The organism is Martinezella lusitana, from assembly GCF_010668395.1.
Taxonomy (GTDB): domain Bacteria; phylum Pseudomonadota; class Alphaproteobacteria; order Rhizobiales; family Rhizobiaceae; genus Rhizobium; species Rhizobium lusitanum_A.
This window is the reverse complement of sequence record NZ_WUEY01000003.1, coordinates 204,945-220,109: the sequence shown is the minus strand read 5'-3', so window position 1 is coordinate 220,109 and position 15,165 is coordinate 204,945. Positions and strand designations below refer to the sequence as shown.

General features: G+C 61.8%; 13 protein-coding genes. 12 read left to right on the top strand and 1 reads right to left on the bottom strand.

Translation table 11 applies throughout. From position 1 onward, the window contains the following. Nucleotides 1–6 precede the first annotated feature (6 nt). The 12 genes from argS (at nucleotide 7) to GR212_RS07925 (ending at nucleotide 14,089) form a co-directional block, all read left to right on the top strand. Nucleotides 7–1,767 (top strand): arginine--tRNA ligase, encoded by a 1,761-nt coding sequence (gene argS, locus GR212_RS07980; RefSeq protein WP_163985942.1) that lies wholly within the window; start codon nucleotides 7–9, stop codon nucleotides 1,765–1,767. Nucleotides 1,768–1,828: 61 nt separating this feature from the next. Continuing rightward, nucleotides 1,829–4,579: an SPOR domain-containing protein gene (locus tag GR212_RS07975; RefSeq protein WP_163985941.1), complete on the top strand. Its 2,751-nt coding sequence runs from the start codon at nucleotides 1,829–1,831 to the stop codon at nucleotides 4,577–4,579. A 125-nt stretch (nucleotides 4,580–4,704) separates the two neighbouring features. Then, nucleotides 4,705–5,718, top strand: a complete 1,014-nt coding sequence (gene nagZ / locus GR212_RS07970) for a beta-N-acetylhexosaminidase (protein ID WP_163985940.1) — start codon at nucleotides 4,705–4,707, stop codon at nucleotides 5,716–5,718. Between the two features lie 71 nt (nucleotides 5,719–5,789). Continuing rightward, on the top strand, nucleotides 5,790–6,587 hold the full coding sequence (locus GR212_RS07965) for a segregation and condensation protein A (protein WP_163986322.1): 798 nt from the start codon (nucleotides 5,790–5,792) through the stop codon (nucleotides 6,585–6,587). Nucleotides 6,588–6,600: 13 nt separating this feature from the next. After that, complete coding sequence (gene scpB / locus GR212_RS07960) at nucleotides 6,601–7,323, top strand: SMC-Scp complex subunit ScpB (RefSeq protein ID WP_163985938.1); 723 nt, start codon at nucleotides 6,601–6,603, stop codon at nucleotides 7,321–7,323. Between the two features lie 234 nt (nucleotides 7,324–7,557). Then, nucleotides 7,558–7,773, top strand: a complete 216-nt coding sequence (locus GR212_RS07955) for a twin-arginine translocase TatA/TatE family subunit (RefSeq protein WP_163985936.1) — start codon at nucleotides 7,558–7,560, stop codon at nucleotides 7,771–7,773. Nucleotides 7,774–7,828: 55 nt separating this feature from the next. Continuing rightward, the gene (gene tatB, locus GR212_RS07950) at nucleotides 7,829–8,563 is read left to right on the top strand and encodes a Sec-independent protein translocase protein TatB (RefSeq protein WP_163985934.1); all 735 of its coding nucleotides are present in this window, start codon (nucleotides 7,829–7,831) and stop codon (nucleotides 8,561–8,563) included. Beyond that, nucleotides 8,560–9,387, top strand: a complete 828-nt coding sequence (gene tatC, locus GR212_RS07945) for a twin-arginine translocase subunit TatC (protein ID WP_163985933.1) — start codon at nucleotides 8,560–8,562, stop codon at nucleotides 9,385–9,387. Before tatB ends, tatC begins: the two co-directional genes overlap by 4 nt. A 99-nt stretch (nucleotides 9,388–9,486) precedes the next feature. Continuing rightward, nucleotides 9,487–10,770, top strand: a complete 1,284-nt coding sequence (serS, locus tag GR212_RS07940) for a serine--tRNA ligase (protein ID WP_163985931.1) — start codon at nucleotides 9,487–9,489, stop codon at nucleotides 10,768–10,770. A 14-nt stretch (nucleotides 10,771–10,784) separates the two neighbouring features. Continuing rightward, the gene (gene surE, locus GR212_RS07935; protein WP_163985929.1) at nucleotides 10,785–11,549 is read left to right on the top strand and encodes a 5'/3'-nucleotidase SurE; all 765 of its coding nucleotides are present in this window, start codon (nucleotides 10,785–10,787) and stop codon (nucleotides 11,547–11,549) included. 4 nt (nucleotides 11,550–11,553) lie between these two features. Further along, a complete protein-coding gene (locus GR212_RS07930) occupies nucleotides 11,554–12,207 on the top strand; it encodes a protein-L-isoaspartate(D-aspartate) O-methyltransferase (protein WP_163985927.1) in 654 nt (217 codons plus the stop codon). Nucleotides 12,208–12,376: 169 nt separating this feature from the next. Next, on the top strand, nucleotides 12,377–14,089 hold the full coding sequence (locus tag GR212_RS07925) for a LysM peptidoglycan-binding domain-containing M23 family metallopeptidase (protein WP_163985925.1): 1,713 nt from the start codon (nucleotides 12,377–12,379) through the stop codon (nucleotides 14,087–14,089). Between the two features lie 76 nt (nucleotides 14,090–14,165). On the opposite strand, the gene GR212_RS07920 is transcribed toward GR212_RS07925, so the two are convergent. Next, the gene (locus tag GR212_RS07920; RefSeq protein ID WP_163985923.1) at nucleotides 14,166–15,038 is read right to left on the bottom strand and encodes a DUF815 domain-containing protein; all 873 of its coding nucleotides are present in this window, start codon (nucleotides 15,036–15,038) and stop codon (nucleotides 14,166–14,168) included. Between the last annotated feature and the right edge of the window lie 127 nt (nucleotides 15,039–15,165).

The window sequence follows — 15,165 nt, the reverse complement described above, 5'->3', positions numbered from 1 at the left end:
CATATCATGAACCTTTTCACCGACTTCGAAGTAAGAATTAAGAGCGCTCTCGAACAAATTGATATTGTACGAGAAAAGCGATCGGAGCTTGACTTCGGACGTATCGGCGTGGAGCCGCCGCGAGACGCCAGCCATGGCGATGTCGCCACGAATGCGGCCATGGTTCTGTCCAAGCCGCTGGGCACGAATCCGCGTGCGCTTGCCGAAATCATCGTCGCCAAGCTGCAGGAAGATCCGGACGTCGCCGAGGTTTCGGTTGCCGGCCCGGGCTTCATCAATATCCGCCTTTCGGTCGGCTACTGGCAGCGGCTGCTGGCAACGATGATCTTCGAGGGCGAGAATTTCGGCCGCTCGAAGCTTGGAGCGGGCCAGAAGGTCAATGTCGAGTACGTCTCGGCCAACCCGACGGGGCCGATGCATGTCGGCCATTGCCGCGGCGCCGTCGTCGGCGATACGCTGGCAAACCTGCTGGCCTTCTCCGGCTACGACGTTACCAAGGAATACTACATCAACGATGCCGGCTCGCAGATCGATGTGCTGGCGCGCTCCGTTTTCATTCGCTATCGCGAGGCGCTCGGCGAGCAGGTTGGCGAGATCCCGGCCGGCCTCTATCCCGGCGACTATCTGGTTCCGGTCGGCGAAGCGCTCGCGAGGGAATTCGGCACGAAGCTGCGCGGAATGACGGAAGAACAATGGCTTCCCATCGTCAAGGATCGCGCCATCGACGCCATGATGGCCATGATCCGGGAAGACCTTGAGGCGTTGAACGTTCATCATGACGTCTTCTTCTCGGAACGCACCCTGCATGCCAACGGCGCGGCGCTGATCCGCACCGCGATCAACGACCTGACCTTCAAGGGCTATGTCTACAAGGGCGCGCTGCCGCCGCCGAAGGGGCAGTTGCCGGAAGATTGGGAAGATCGCGAACAGACGTTGTTCCGCTCGACGGAGGTGGGCGACGATATCGACCGTCCGCTGATCAAGTCGGACGGCTCCTATACCTACTTTGCTGCCGACGTCGCCTACTTCAAGAACAAGTTCGACCGTGGCTTCAACGAGATGATCTACATTCTCGGCGCCGACCATGGCGGCTACGTCAAGCGGCTGGAAGCGGTCGCGCGGGGCGTTTCGGAAGGTGCTGCGAAGCTGACCGTGCTTCTGTGCCAGCTCGTCAAGCTGTACCGCAACGGCGAGCCGGTGAAGATGTCGAAGCGCTCCGGCGATTTCGTCACGCTGCGCGAAGTCGTCGATGAAGTCGGTCGTGATTCGGTGCGATTCATGATGCTCTATCGGAAGAACTCCGAGCCCCTGGACTTCGATTTCGCCAAGGTCACCGAGCAGTCGAAGGACAATCCGGTTTTCTACGTGCAGTACGCGCACGCCCGCTGCATGTCGGTCTTCCGCCAGGCCAAGGAAGCGTTCCCCGATCTCGATATCGCGTCCCTCGATCTGTCCAAGGCGGTCGCCGGCGTCATATCCGATCCGGCGGAATTGCAACTTGTCGCCAAGATTGCGGAATTCCCGCGAATCGTTGAAGCTGCGGCACAGTCGCAAGAGCCGCACCGTATCGCATTTTACCTTTACGATTTGGCCAGTTCCTTCCATGGACACTGGAATAAAGGTAAAGATTTACCTGAATTACGTTTTGTTAACGATAAGAACCGAGAATTGAGCATTGCCAGACTTGGGCTGGTGTACGCTGTCGCGTCGGTTTTGAAGTCGGGTCTTGGTATAACCGGGACCGCAGCACCGGATGAAATGCGATAAACGTCACCATTTACCCACATTGCGCTGGCATTAACTGTAGCGTTTTCGAGTGGAACGGGTGATGGCAGAAAAACAGTTGGCGTATCGCGCAAGCGGAAACGACGAGTTCTTTGCGGATGATGATCCGCTCGCAGAACTCGCTCGTATCGTAGGTTTCGAGCCGCGCCCCGCTGCTCAGGCAACTCCTGCGGCTCAGCGGCAGGAACCGGCCTTTAATCTCGAAGACGAGCTTCTTCGCGAATTCGAGCGGTACGATACGCCGCGAATGAGTCCGGCAAATGACATTTCCGCTCCGGCGGAGCAGGTGTCGCCACCGAGCCAGGAGCTGGTTGCGCCTCCCGCCGAGCCGGTGCGGACCGAACCGACGTTTGTCGAGCCTAGATTTGAGGAGCCTGCTCCTCAGGTGGCCGCTCCGATAAAGCCGACGATCGGTGCTCGCGATCTGATCGACGAGCTGGAAATGTCGATTGCGCCGGTTCTGCAGCCTGCGCCGAAAGCCGCACCGGTTGAGCCGCCGGCTACGCCGGTCGCACCGGTCGCCAAGACGCCGCAATCTGCTGCCGCCACGATCCGGCTGCCGCTCGCCAATTTCACGCTTGCAACGTCCGCCGGGTCGATGGAGCAGGTTGCTCCGGTGGCTGCGCCTGCCGTTGCTCCGCCAGCACCGAAGACGGCCTCTTCGGACGCGATGTTCGACGGCGCGCTCGATTTCGAGGCGCTTGACATTGCCGAGCCTTCGCACGTTCGGGAGACTGCATCGCAGCCTGTCGCGACACAGCCGGCTCCGGCCGTTTCCATGTCGCCCGAGCCGCCAAAGGTCGCCAAGGCCGATCCGGCCGCGCTTTCCGCCGAGATCGATGCCTTGCTGGCTGATGTCGATCGTTATCCGGTTCCGCCCCGGGCCAATGCGCCTGCGGCAAAGGCAGAGCCCGATTTCGGGAATTTCGGAGTTTCCTTCCCCGAGGCGGCGGATTTGCCGGTGGCCCCGGCAGTCGCGCAAGCTGAAGAGCTGAAGCCGGTTGCATTCGATGCAGAAGACCCGTTTGCGGGCCAGGACTTCGAGTTCGATCTTGCCGATATAGAGATGGAACTTGCCGGTCTCGACTTCGCCGAGGCCGCGAAATCTTCTGCTGTCCGGCAAGCTGCTCCCGCCGCGCCGGTTTCAGAGCCGATCGTTTCCCGGGCGACGCCGGTCGCGCCGGCGCCTGTCGCACCTGCGGCCGCTGTGGTGACGCAGCCAATACAAGCTGCACCCGCACCTGCGCCGGTTGTCCCTGCGGCACGCCCGTCGATACCGGTATTCGAGGCCGAACAGGCGCTGCCTTTCGATCCGACGGAAATTTCGGAGACGGAGGATCGCGTCGAGACCTTCGAGGGATCGCACGTTCCGCACCTGCCGGCGATCGAGCCGGAGGAGCCGATTGCCGTCCCGCCGGAATATGATTTCGATCTCGATTCCGAAATGGCGAGCCTTTTGGGCACGCCGGCGAAGGAAGCTGCGCCGGAGCCGATCAGGCCGGCCGTCGCTACCACCGCGTTTGGTGGTGCCGCTGCCGCTGCGTCCTGGTCGAAGAATGCGGCTGCCCAGCCTGCCGCACCTGTCGCAAAGCAGCCCATCGAGGAATTCGACGAATTCGAGCGTGCGCTGGAAGAGGATTTCCGCCGCAGCTACCGCGAAGCGGCCACCCCGGTCGAAAACGTGGCCAGGATGACGCTGAACCCGGCTGCGGGTAGCCGTCGGCCGGTTCGCTCGGTGCGCGGCATGGTGACGACCGCTGCCGTCATCGTGGTTCTTGGCGTGGGCGCCTATGGTGCCTACAGCTGGGTCCGCCACGGCGCGCCGATCTCCAGCTTCTCCGGCGAGCCGCGCGTTATCGCGGCTGACAGCGATCCGGTAAAGGTCGCGCCTGAAAATCCGGGCGGCACCGTCGTCCCGAATCAGGACAAGGCCGTTTATGACCGCGTCGCCGGCGACAGCACTGCCGCGCCGAAGCAGAAGGAGCTCGTCTCCTCGAACGAACAGCCCGTCGATGTCGTGCAGAAGACGCTCATCCCCGAATCGATATCTCCGGACGACGGCAGCGCCGATCAGGTCACGGCGACGCCGGTTGGCGAAACCGAGGATCCGCGCCTGCTGCCGAATCAGAACGGCGGGAATACCAACGTTGCCGCCAACAACAGCGACGATCAGGTGCCGGCCGTGTCGCCGCGCAAGGTCCGCACGATGATCGTCAAGCCGGATGGATCGCTGGTGCCGCGTGACGAGCCCGCCGCCGATACGACGACTGCGGTTGCAAAACCGGCGAACAATCAGGCCGTACCCGCCAATCCGCGTCCGTCGGCAGCGAATGCGCAGGCGGCAGTTCAGCCCGATAGCGGCGATGCCGCGAGTGCCGAAAGCACGCCGATCCGCGTCGTCAAGACCAACCCGGTCCCGACGGCTCGCCCCGAGACTGCCAAGGCAAATACGACTGCTCCGGCGCAGAGTGCTCAGCCCAAGGCTCAGCCGAAGCAGGTTGCGTCCGCAAGCCCGGCGGCTGCCCCGGCCGCGATCTCCGCAGCTAGCGGCGGAGCCTACGGCGTGCAGATCGCCTCCCTGCCGACCGAAGCCGATGCGCAGAAGTCTCAGGCGAACCTCAAGACCAAGTTCGCCAGCGTCATCGGCAATCATCCGCTGGAGATCCGCAAGGCCGATATCGCCGGCAAGGGCACTTACTATCGTGTCCGCGTCGTCGCCGGCTCGAAGGACGAGGCTGCAGCCATCTGCGAGCGCTATCGCGCAGCAGGCGGCACCTGCCTGATTTCGAAGTAGGATCAGATACGGCATTTCTGAGAACGGCGGGCATAGGCTCGCCGTTTTCGTTTGAAATGTACCGTTCCTGTGTATCCTCGCTTGACGTCACTCGCATTTCCCGGCGCAAGCCTTATGATTCGGATATGACCGAATCGAAATCCATGATCCTTGGCTGTAGCGGCCACACCATCACGCCCGAAGAGCGATCCTTCTATCAGGGGGAGCAGCCTTGGGGCTTTATCCTGTTCGGACGCAACATTTCCGAGCCGGCGCAGATCGCCGATCTCGTTGCGTCCCTGCGTGACAGCGTCGGGCGCGATGCCCCGGTCTTCATCGATCAGGAAGGCGGCAGGGTGCAGCGCATCCGTCCGCCGATCTTGCAACACTATCCCTCGGGGCAGGCGTTGGGCGACATTTATCGGCAGGATCGCGAGCGCGGCCTGCGCGCCGCATGGCTGATGTCGCGGCTTCATGCCTTCGATCTGCTGAAATTCGGCATCAATGTCGACTGCCTGCCCGTGCTTGACGTTCCGGTTGAAGGGTCGAGCAACGTCATCGGCAATCGGGCCTATGGATCCGATCCGGTGACGGTGACGGAGATGGGACGCGCGGCAGCGGACGGTCTCAAGGCTGGCGGCGTGCTGCCCGTCATGAAGCACATCCCCGGTCATGGGCGCGGCTTTGCGGATTCGCATCACGAATTGCCCGTCGTCTCGGTGCCGCGCGCAGAGCTCGAGGCGCATGATTTTCCGCCCTTCGTCGCGCTGAAGGACGAACTTATGGCGATGACGTGCCACGTCGTCTTTACGGATATCGATCCGACCAACCCGGCTACGACCTCGCGCAAGGTGATCGAGGAGATCATCCGCGGCCATATCGGCTTCCAGGGGCTGCTCTTGTCGGACGATACCTCGATGAATGCGCTGAAGGGCACGATCGGCGAGCGCGCGGCAAATATCATTGCAGGCGGATGCGATATCGTGCTGCATTGCAATGGTGTCATGGACGAGATGCAGCAGGTGGTCCGCAATGTTCCCGCCCTGACGGGAGCGTCGCTGGCAAGGGCCAAGGCGGTCGAGGCGGCTTTCGGCAAGAACGACGGCGCCGACGAAGCTGCGGTTCGCGCCGAATTCGACGCGATGTTCGCGGTGGCGTAAAACCGGACTTCCAGAAACGGACGGGTGACAAGGTGAGCGGCACGGAAAAGCTTCAGCAGGCGGCAACGCCGATGGACAAGCTCTGGCAGGATGGCGAAACGCAGCGCGGCTCGCATGAGCCGGCGCTGGTCGTCGACCTGGCCGGCTTCGAAGGGCCGCTGGATCTTCTGCTGCACCTGGCGCGCAATCAGAAGGTCGATCTGTCCCGCATCTCCGTGCTGGCGCTGGCCGAGCAATATCTTCGGTTCGTCGACAGCGCGCGGCGCATCCGCATCGAGCTCGCGGCGGATTACCTCGTCATGGCCGCATGGCTCGCCTATCTGAAGTCCAAGCTGCTGATCCCGCAGCAAAGCAAGGAAGACGGGCCGACGGGCGAGGAAATGGCGGCAACGCTTGCCTTCCGCCTGAAACGCCTCGAAGCCATGCGCGACGCGGCTGCCGATCTGGTCAACCGCAATCGCCTCGGCCGCGATATTTTCGCTCGCGGCGCACCCGAGCATATTCCGGACCGCCGTCAATCGGCCTTCGACGCCAGCCTCTATGATCTTCTCACGGCCTATGCCAGCCTGCGCCAGCGCCAGGCCGTGACCCAGGTAACGATCGAGAAGCGCCGCGTCTGGTCGCTGGCCGATGCTCGCGTGATTCTGGATCGAATGATCGGCGAGATCACCGACTGGACGGCCCTGGAGCATTATCTGCTGAGCTATATGACGAGCTCCAGCGAGCGGGTGACGGCCATCGCCAGCGCGTTTGCGGCCTCACTTGAACTGGTGCGCGAGGGGCAGTTGGAAATTCGCCAGGAAGGCGCGTTCCAGCCGCTCTATATGCGGCGCGGGCCGAAGCATTCCTCGCTGGAAGCAGCGGAATAGGGCAGGAAATAGCGTGAACGAGCCGGACGACGAGCAGCAGGATTTCGAGCACGACGCGGAAGCGGGCGATGTCGACGAACGCCGGTCGGGCGAAGCCGAGCGCATCGCCGAAGCGCTGGTCTTTGCCTCTGCCCAGCCGGTTTCCGAAGCATTCATTGCCGAGCGCGTGGCGCGCGGCGTCGATATTCCCGCTATCATGCGGAAGCTGAAGAGCGATTATGCCATGCGTGGCGTCAATCTCGTTCAGGTGGACGGTGCCTGGGCCTTCCGTACGGCCGCCGATCTATCATTTATGATCCGGCGCGACGAGGGCGAGGTGCGCAAGCTGTCCCGCGCGGCGCTGGAGGTGCTGGCCATCATCGCCTATCATCAGCCGGTGACGCGCGCCGAGATCGAAGACATTCGAGGCGTGCAGACCTCGAAGGGTACGCTCGACGTGCTGATGGAATCCGGCTGGGTCCGTTTTCGCGGCCGTCGCCGCACGCCCGGGCGACCGGTCACGCTCGGCACGACGCGCGATTTTCTCGATCACTTCGGCCTGGAAGAGTTGCGCGACCTGCCCGGTCTCGAAGAGTTGAAGGGGGCAGGGCTGCTCTCCGGCCGGATCCCGGCCAATTTCAACATTCCGTCGCCGCTGATGAGCGACGAGCTTACCGAAGACGAAGATCCGATCACGCAGCTGGATCTGGAGGAGCTTGGAATCCTGCCGCCGAGCGGTGCAGGCTCGGACGATTGAGCCTCCTGACGAAATTGCGATCGTCCGGGCAGTTTTTCGTTAAACCTTCGGCCAAGTCTCTCTTTTGCCATTAGCTGGTGCGAATATAAAAATCATCTTCTCGACTTGGAGACGCTTGGTCGCCTGCGCAGGCGCTCGTCATCCTGATATGCGTGGATGCACTGCATTTTGTTGTTTGAAAAACATCCGCAAACGTCTTACATCGGGAAGACACTGAAATTGGGAGTTATAGCAATGGGTTCTCTAAGCATATGGCATTGGCTTATCGTCCTGGCCATCGCGCTGTTGTTGTTCGGCCGTGGAAAGATCCCGGAGCTGATGGGTGATGTCGCCAAAGGCATCAAGAGCTTCAAGAAGGGCATGAGCGACGACGAAGATACTTCGGCGCAGCCGACGTCCGCAACGACGGCGTCGCGTACGGTCGAGCACAAGGCTGACGAAACCAAGTAATTATGTCGGGTAGGCGCAAAGCTGAGAGGCTTGCCGTTGGCCCAGGAGCCTTTGCATGTTCGATATAGGCTGGTCCGAGCTCGTGATTATCGCCGTCGTGGCCTTGGTCGTAATCGGCCCCAAGGAATTGCCGGCGACCTTGCGGACGATCGGTAAGATGACGGCGCGAGCCAGGAAAGTCGCTGGCGAATTCCGCGCCCAGTTCGATGAGGCGATGCGCGAAGCGGAGCTGGACGATGTGCGCCAGACGATCGCCGACGCCCAGAAGCTCAATCCGATGAATTCGCTGCGGGAGGCGATGAACCCGCTGCGGGATATGGGCAACGAGATAAAGGCCGATCTGCAGCGTGCGGCAACTCCGGACAAGGCAGCGCTAGCCGCGACGCCCTTACCATCCGAGCCGGTACCTGGCGTTTCGTCCGGCCTGCCGGAGGCGCTTGCGGCCACGTCCGCAACGGCCGCTGCATCGAGCAATATACCGCTGGCGGCCGCTTCGGTTCCAGAGCCTGTGGCTGTTCCCGCCCCGCAATCCGTTGCGGCTGCGGGCAAGGCTGCTGAGAAGCCCAATGCTGTTCGCAAGCCCCGTGCAAAGGCGCCGGTCAAGGCCGATGATGTCGCGGCCGCGGTCGTCCGCACGCCCGTCGTGACGGAAAAACCAAAGCGAGCCCCGCGCAAGGTCGCGACCGCTGCTGCCGTAGAGAAGAAGGCGCCTCCAGCTCCCAGGAAGCGCGCGACTGCCGCGGCCAGCCAGGCGACGCCTAAAACGCCCAAGAAGAAGGACCAGGCATGACGGGTGATATCGACGATAAGCCGCAGCCGCTTATCGAACACCTCATGGAATTGCGCACGCGGCTCATCTGGTCGATCGTGGCGTTCTTCGTTGCCTTTATCGGCTGTTTCGCTGTGGCGAAGCATCTCTTCAACTATCTGGTCTATCCCTACAAATGGGCCGTTGAATGGGCTCATCTCGATCTCGCCAAGTCCGAGCTGATCTATACGGCACCGCAGGAGTTCTTCTTCACCCAGGTGAAGGTCGCCATGTTTGGCGCGCTGGTGATCTCCTTTCCGATCATCGCTGCCCAGATCTACAAGTTCGTGGCACCGGGCCTCTACAAGAACGAGCGCAATGCCTTCCTGCCCTTTCTGATCGCATCGCCCATCCTGTTTCTGATGGGCGCCGCGCTCGTCTACTTCTTCTTCACCCCCATGGTGATGTGGTTCTTCCTGAAGATGCAGCAGACACCCGGCGACGGCCAGGTCGGGATTGCGCTGATGCCGAAGGTCTCGGAATATCTGAGCCTCATCATGACGCTGGTCTTTTCCTTCGGCCTCGTCTTCCAGCTGCCGGTCATCACCACGCTTCTGGCGCGGGTCGGCTTGCTGACGTCGGCCTGGCTCGCGGAAAAGCGCAAATTCGCCATCGTCTTTGCCTTCATCGTCGCCGCCGTGCTGACGCCGCCGGATCCGATGTCCCAGATCGGCCTTGCACTGCCGACGATCCTTCTCTACGAGATTTCCATCTACGCGGCGCGACTCGTGGAACGCCAGCGTACCCGGCAAGCGCTTGACGAGAGTGGCGGGACTTCCGAGATCACCAAGACGGACGACGTCTAGGCGAGGGAGATCCAGCCTCGTTTCCCAGCTATTGCCGTTTCGACCTCCGACCGAGACCTCGGTCGGAGTTATACTCATGTCAAACGACCTGGAACGAAGATGCTTGATATCAGATGGATTCGTGAGAATGCCGAGGCTTTCGATGTGGCGCTTGCCAAGCGCGGTGCGGAGCCTCTGTCGCAAAGCCTCATCGCGCTTGACGAAAAGCGCCGCTCCGTCATTCAGTTCGTCCAGGATATGCAGTCCCGCCGCAATGCCGCCTCCAAGGAAATCGGTGCGGCGATGGCGCAGAAGAACGCCGAGCTTGCCGAAAAGCTGAAGGCCGAGGTCGCCGACATCAAGACTTCGCTTCCGGCTGCGGAAGAGGAAGAGCGCGTGCTGACGGCCGAGCTCAACGACGTGCTGTCGCGCATACCCAATATTCCGCTTGAGGACGTGCCTGTCGGCAAGGACGAGCACGACAATGTCGTCAAGCATGCCTGGGGTGCCAAGCCGACCTGGAACCATCAGCCGAAAGAGCATTTCGACATCGGCGAAGAGCTCGGCTACATGGATTTCGAGCGCGCCGCAAAGCTTTCCGGTTCGCGCTTCACGGTGCTGACATCGCAGCTCGCACGCCTGGAGCGGGCGCTTGGCCAGTTCATGCTCGATCTGCATACGGGCGAACATGGCTACACGGAAGTCAGCTCGCCGCTGATGGTGCGCGACGAGGCCATGTTCGGCACGGGTCAGCTGCCGAAGTTCGCCGAGGACCTGTTCAGGACGACGGACGGCCGCTGGTTGATTCCGACGGCGGAAGTGACGCTGACCAATCTGGTTGCCGGTGAAATTCTCGATCAGGAGAAGCTGCCGCTGCGCTTCACGGCGCTGACGCCGTCCTTCCGCTCGGAAGCAGGCTCTGCCGGTCGCGATACGCGCGGCATGCTGCGCCAGCACCAGTTCTGGAAGTGCGAGCTGGTATCGATCACGGATGCCGAAAGCTCGATCGCCGAGCATGAGCGCATGACGGCCTGCGCCGAGGAGGTGCTGAAGCGTCTCGGCCTGCACTACCGCGTCATGACGCTGTCGACCGGCGACATGGGCTTCGGCGCGCGCAAGACCTACGACCTCGAAGTCTGGCTGCCGGGGCAGGATACCTATCGCGAGATTTCGTCCTGCTCGGTCTGCGGTGATTTCCAGGCCCGGCGCATGAATGCCCGCTATCGTGGCAAGGACGACAAGAACACCAAGTTCGTTCACACGCTCAATGGCTCCGGCACGGCCGTCGGCCGGTGCCTGATCGCGGTGCTCGAGAATTATCTCAACGCCGACGGTTCCGTCACTGTACCCGACGCACTCCTGCCATATATGGGTGGTCTGAAGAGGATCGAAAAAGCAGCATAATCGGACGGTGGGCGATGCGTATTCTTCTGACCAATGATGACGGCATTCATGCCGAAGGACTGGCTGCACTGGAGCGGATCGCCCGTACCTTGTCTGACGATGTCTGGGTCGTCGCGCCCGAAACGGACCAGAGCGGACTTGCGCATTCGCTGAGCCTTTCCGAGCCGCTGCGCATGCGCAAGGTTTCCGACAAGCATTACGCGCTGCGGGGAACGCCGACGGATTGCGTCATCATGGCTATCCGCAAGGTTTTGGACGGTAAGCCGGATCTTGTGCTCTCCGGCGTCAATTCCGGCTCGAACGTCGCCGACGACGTGACCTATTCCGGAACCATCGCCGGCGCGATCGAAGGCACGCTGCAGGGGGTGCGTTCCTTCGCGCTCAGCCAGGCCTACGTGTATGAGAACGGCGCGCGTGTCGTGCCGTGGGAAGTCGCCGAGGCGCATGCTTCCGAACTGCTCGACAAGCTCATGAATGTCGAGCTGCCCGATGGGACGTTCCTCAATCTGAATTTCCCCAACTGCCGCCCCGGCGAAGTGGACGGCGTGGAAGTGACTGCGCAGGGCAATCTCGCCTTCAATGTGCAGGTCGAGGAGCGGGCCGACGGCCGAGGCTTCCCTTACTATTGGCTTCGCTTCGGTGAGCGAAGCGGCATCTTCCGTCCAGGAACCGATATTCAGGCGTTGAAACAAAATCGCATTTCGGTAACGCCTTTGAAACTCGATTTGACGGATTATTCGGCGCAAGACCGCGTGGCGCGGGCGCTCGGTATGGAGTAGCAGGTTGACACCTCGTTTGGTGGAAAAGGAAGGCTTTGCGGCCGTGGTTTTGCGGCTGCGGGCAGAAGGCATATTGGACATCGATTTGATGACGGCGGTCGAGCAGACGCCGCGCCTGCCTTTCGTGCCGCCGCAATTTGCCGATGACGCCTATTCGAGCCAGACGATTCCCATCGACTGCGGTGCCTTCATGGAAGGCATCGATCTGGTGGTGCGTGTTCTCCACAGCCTGAAGATCAAGCCGGGTCATCGCGTTCTTGAAATCGGGACGGGCAGCGGTTTCACCGCGGCCGTCATGGGCCGGATCGTCGAGCGCGTGCTCACCGTCGATCGCTACAAGACGCTGACGACATTGGCGCAGCAGCGCATGGATACGCTCGGATTGCGCAATGTCATTATCCGCCAGGCCGACGGGAGCGCCGGTCTGCAGGGCGAGGGCACATTCGACCGCATCCTGGTGACATGCGCATTCCAGACCATGCCGCGCTTTTATGCGGAGCAGCTCGTATCTGGCGGCTCGATGATCGCGCCGCTTATCGTGAACGACGATATTTGCCGCCTTGTGCGTCTGACAAAGACCGGCAGCCGCTTCGAACGCGAAGAGCTGTTTGACGTTCCCTACCAGCCCATCGTGCCGCTGCTCGCCTCCTATCTTTGAGGTCCGAATTTGGCTGATGCCCGTGACGCAGGGCATCCGTGCGCTGTTTCATTTCCTATAGTTAGCAATTCCTCAAAAAAACACATGCCGCACCAGTGCTTTAACCGCATGGTAAGATTAACGCGCTTTAATAGACCCATAATCGGTTGCGTCTTAAGTGGGTCGAGTCATGGGTTTCAGTCTTTCTTCAAACTTCAGTAAATCGGCAGGGAAAGTCCTGGTGGCCATTCTTCTGGCGAGCACTGCAACGGCTTGTAGTTCAGACACGACCCGTTTCAGCGGGCTGTTCTCCAGCAGGACGGACAATGTGACGACGGGTTCGATCAACCGTCGCAGCCTCAATGGTCCGGATGGCGATCCTGTGCCGCGCGCCGACATCGCTCAGGCCGGCGGTTACGGCCAGCAGGATTATTCGCAGCAGAGCGCACCGGTATCGCAACCCTACCCAAATTCGCCGGCTCGCTATAATCCGTCCTATTCCAGCGCCCGGGCGTCCACCGCGCCTGTCGCAATTCAGCGCAGCGATCTTGCTCCTCCCGGCGCATCCGCCAATGCGGGACGCTCTCGTATGGCATCGCGCGCCGAGTCTGAGGCGCTTGCTCAGCCGTTCCCGGCATCGCACAACAACAATGGCTCCCGCGCGGCACCAGCTCTTGCGCCGGCACCTGACACGCTGTCGACGGGGACGATCAAGACCGCCGCTGCGCCCCAGATGTCTCCGGGCTGGACCACGGTCAACGCGCCGAGCGTGACGCTGCATCAGGGCGAAAACATCGCGCTCCTGTCGCGTCGCTACGGCGTTCCGGAAAAGGAAATCCTGCGCGCAAACGGCCTGCGAAACGGCGCCGGCGCGCAGCCGGGTCAGCAGATCATTATCCCGACGATGAACGGCGCGAGCGCTTCGAGCCCGGCCAAGATGGCATCCGAGGCGACCGATCTTTCCAAGGGCGGCAAGATGCCGGGCCCCGCCAAGGCTCCGCAGCAGGAAGCGCTCGCATTGCCTTCGGGCAACCAGATGCGCGGCAAATCCCAGGCCGGACTTGCCGATCCCAACAAGCTTGCTGCAGGCAATGGCAAGGGCCCGACCCCGAAGGGTGGCACTTACGTCGTCAAGCCGGGTGACTCGCTGGCGAAAATTGCCAAGGAAAGCGGTGTCACCGTCGCCGAACTGAAGCGCGCCAACAATATGCAGGCCGGCGGCGGCATCCGCATCGGTCAGGCGCTGGTCTTGCCGCATGGCGCGGCAGCCGCTCCGGATCCGGTCAAGACCGCCTCCATCGAGCCGCAGAAGATTTCGGCCAAGCCGGGCGCGTTGCCTGTTGCCGAGCAGAAGCACGCAGCGGCAGACCCCGTCGCCAAGCAGCCGGCTCCGAAGGTCGTGGCCCACGCCGACGCGGCGGCCGACACTGCCGCCAAGCCGCAGGTGGTTGCCTCTGCTTCTCCGAGCCAATCCATCAACGATGCCGCAAAGTCGGACGCCCAGGCCGATGCGCCGGAAGCAACCGGTATCGGCAAGTATCGCTGGCCGGTTCGCGGTGCCGTGGTCGCCGGCTACGGCTCGAACGTCAATGGCAGCCGCAACGACGGCATCGACATCTCCGTTCCCTCGGGAACGCCGATCAAGGCGGCCGAAAATGGGGTAGTCATCTATGCCGGCAACGGCCTGAAGGAACTCGGCAACACGGTTCTCGTCCGCCATGACGACGGCACGGTGACGGTCTACGGCCATGCGGATGCGCTCAACGTCAGCCGTGGCCAGAAGGTCCAGCGCGGCCAGACGCTGGCAACCTCGGGCATGAGCGGCAATGTCAGCCAGCCGCAGCTCCACTTCGAAGTCCGCAAGAATTCGGCTCCGGTCAACCCAATGACGTTCCTTGAATAGATAGTGCGTCTCAAGGACTCTGCAAAAAGCCCGGTCTATGCCGGGCTTTTTGTCGTTCATGGTCTGGATTTGGAGATCAGTCGCGGTCGAGCGTGATCCGCCGCCGCCCGGCGAGGTCCTGGATATATTGCCAGGCGACACGGCCGGAGCGCGCGCCGCGGGTCGTCGCCCATTCCAGGGCCTCGTGATGCATCTCGGCGCGATCGAGATCGAACTTGAAGTGATCGGCATAGGCATCGATCATTTGCAGATAGTCTTCCTGGCTGCACTTGTGGAAGCCAAGCCAGAGACCGAAGCGGTCGGAGAGCGAAACCTTCTCCTCGACGGCTTCCGAAGGGTTGATCGCCGTCGATTGCTCGTTTTCCATCATGTGGCGCGGCAGCAGGTGACGGCGGTTGGACGTGGCATAGAAGAGCACATTGTCCGGCCGCCCCTCGACGCCGCCATCGAGCGCCGCCTTCAGAGACTTGTAGGCCGTATCGTCGTGATCGAACGAGAGGTCGTCGCAGAAGACGATGACGCGATGCGGCGCGGCCTTCAGGATGTCGAGCAGCACGGGCAGCGAAGAAATGTCCTCGCGATGCACCTCGACCAGTTTCAGCGATACGCCGGTCGCCCGGCGCACGTCTTCATGCACCGCCTTGACGAGCGAGGATTTGCCCATGCCACGCGCGCCCCAGAGCAGCACATTGTTGGCGGCAAAGCCTTCCGTGAAACGTAGCGTATTTTCGTGCAGAATGTCGCGGACATGGTCGACGCCGCGAATAAGGGTCAGAGCCACGCGGTTGGGCCGCGAAACCGGCTGCAGATGGAGCCGGACGGGCGCCCACACGAAGCAGTCGGCGGCATTCCAGTCGTTTACGGCCGGAGCCGGGCCGGCAAGGCGTTCGACGGCATCGGCAAGTCGACGGACTTCGGCAAGGATCAGGGCGTTTTGGTCTTCAGTCACCGTTTCCTCCTGAATATTGAACAAGAAAGTCGTAAAATGCGCGCGCTGTCTTGCCGGGTATCATGCTCCCTCGGGGGCTGAAAGGCTAACAGACCGGGAAAACGGTACGGTTGGCGCCTGTTTTTGT

Excerpts from the sequence above, each read along its gene's own strand:
- argS (WP_163985942.1), top strand. The coding sequence starts at position 7 with ATGAACCTTTTCACCGACTTCGAAGTAAGAATTAAGAGCGCTCTCGAA.
- GR212_RS07925 (WP_163985925.1), top strand. The coding sequence starts at position 12,377 with ATGGGTTTCAGTCTTTCTTCAAACTTCAGTAAATCGGCAGGGAAAGTC.
- nagZ (WP_163985940.1), top strand. The coding sequence starts at position 4,705 with ATGACCGAATCGAAATCCATGATCCTTGGCTGTAGCGGCCACACCATC.
- GR212_RS07965 (WP_163986322.1), top strand. The coding sequence starts at position 5,790 with ATGGACAAGCTCTGGCAGGATGGCGAAACGCAGCGCGGCTCGCATGAG.
- tatC (WP_163985933.1), top strand. The coding sequence starts at position 8,560 with ATGACGGGTGATATCGACGATAAGCCGCAGCCGCTTATCGAACACCTC.
- tatB (WP_163985934.1), top strand. The coding sequence starts at position 7,829 with ATGTTCGATATAGGCTGGTCCGAGCTCGTGATTATCGCCGTCGTGGCC.
- serS (WP_163985931.1), top strand. The coding sequence starts at position 9,487 with ATGCTTGATATCAGATGGATTCGTGAGAATGCCGAGGCTTTCGATGTG.
- surE (WP_163985929.1), top strand. The coding sequence starts at position 10,785 with ATGCGTATTCTTCTGACCAATGATGACGGCATTCATGCCGAAGGACTG.
- GR212_RS07955 (WP_163985936.1), top strand. The coding sequence starts at position 7,558 with ATGGGTTCTCTAAGCATATGGCATTGGCTTATCGTCCTGGCCATCGCG.
- GR212_RS07975 (WP_163985941.1), top strand. The coding sequence starts at position 1,829 with ATGGCAGAAAAACAGTTGGCGTATCGCGCAAGCGGAAACGACGAGTTC.